2 protein-coding genes are annotated in these 1,501 nt (G+C 75.0%); both read left to right on the forward strand.

Annotation, left to right across the window (positions count from 1 at the left end; all coding sequences use genetic code 11):
- Positions 1 to 66: 66 nt before the first annotated feature.
- The gene (locus AB8Z36_RS40475; protein ID WP_369218344.1) at positions 67 to 423 is read left to right on the forward strand and encodes a GNAT family N-acetyltransferase; all 357 of its coding nucleotides are present in this window, start codon (positions 67 to 69) and stop codon (positions 421 to 423) included.
- 12 nt (positions 424 to 435) lie between these two features.
- A partial coding sequence (locus AB8Z36_RS40480) for an AAA family ATPase (protein ID WP_369218343.1) occupies positions 436 to 1,501 on the forward strand: 1,066 nt, incomplete at its 3' end.

Consider the following 1,501-nt stretch of genomic DNA (forward strand, 5'->3'; position numbering starts at 1 on the left):
CCCTACGCCTTCGGCAAGCGGCCCACCCGCCTTCGACAAGCTCACCGACCGAAAGGCAGTACGACGATGACGACGCAGCCCGCAGCCACGCCCGCAGCCACCCCCGCCGTCCGGCTCGTGGAGGCCAGACACCGGTACGAGATCCTGGTCGACGGCGAGCGCGCGGGCTTCACCGCGTTCCGTGACCGCGACGACCGGCGCGTGTTCTTCCACACCGAGATCGACGACGCCTACGCGGGGCAGGGCCTCGCCTCGATCCTCGTACGGGAGGCGCTGGACGACGTACGCGCCACGGGCAAGCGCGCCGTGCCCATCTGCCCCTACGTGGCGAAGTTCCTGAAGAAGCACGAGGAGTACGCGGACCTGGCCGACGCGGTGACCCCCGAGGCCATCGCGTGGCTGGACGGTGTGCTGAAGCGCTGAGTGGTCCGGTCCATGCGGGGAGAGCGGCTGCTGGGGCGGGGCACGCAGTTCGCCGCGGTCCGGCGGGCCCTCGCCGACGTCGCCGACCGCGTCGGCACCTCCCTGCTCCTGCGCGGTGACCCCGGCATGGGCAAGACGGCACTGCTCCGCGCGGCCGAGGCGGAAGCCCGTGGCGCGGGTCTGCGGATCCTGCGGATGACCGGGGCGGAGGCGGAGTCGGGGCTGCCGTTCGCCGCGCTGCACCAGGTGCTCTGGCCGCTGCTCGACGAGGCGGGGGCACTCCCCGTGGAGCAGCTCTCCGAGCGGCGGCGGCACGCCCTGGAACGCGCGCTCGGCATCCGTGAGGGTGCGCCGCCCGAGGAGTTCACGGTGGGGGCTGCCGCGCTGACCCTGCTGGCCCACGCCGCCGCGCGCGGGCCGATCGCCGTGCTCCTCGACGATCTGCAGTGGGCGGACCCGTCCAGCGTGGCCGTGTTCGGCTGCGTACAGCGGCGGCTGAGCGCGCTGCCGGTCGTGGCGATCGGCACCACGCGCTGTATGAGCGGCCTCGGACCGCTCGCGCTGCCGGACGGTTCCGAAGCCCCGGCCGGGCAGGTGCTTGAGTTGCGTCCCCTCGACGACAGGGACGCCGGTCGCCTGCTGGACACGGTCCGTCCGGCGCTGCCCGAAGAGGTACGGCGCCGGGTGCTGCGGGCGGCCGGGGGCAATCCACTGGCCCTGCGCGAACTCCCGGCGCGGCTCCGGCGCGCGGACGGTGCCGGGATTCCGGCGGACGGCGACGCGTCCCCGCGCCTCGTCGGCGAACCACCCGTCGGTGACCTGCCCACCGGTGAAGTGTCCGTCGGCGAGCGGCTCGGGCGGCTGTACGAGGACAGGCTGCGGGGGCTGCCCGACGGCACCCGGCGGCTCCTGCTCGTGGCCACGCTGGGCGGCACGTTCGCCCAGCGCGAGGCCGTGCTGCGGGAGATGGCGGACGGCGGCGGGGGTGCGTCGTGGCAGCGCGGCCGGGAGCACATCGAGCGTGCCGGGCTCGCCCGGATCGAGCCGGACAGCGGGCGCCTCGTCTTCCGGCATCCGC

The organism is Streptomyces flavofungini (assembly GCF_041028215.1).
Classification (GTDB): Bacteria; Actinomycetota; Actinomycetes; order Streptomycetales; family Streptomycetaceae; genus Streptomyces; species Streptomyces flavofungini_B.

Excerpts from the sequence above, each read along its gene's own strand:
- AB8Z36_RS40475 (WP_369218344.1), top strand. The coding sequence starts at position 67 with ATGACGACGCAGCCCGCAGCCACGCCCGCAGCCACCCCCGCCGTCCGG.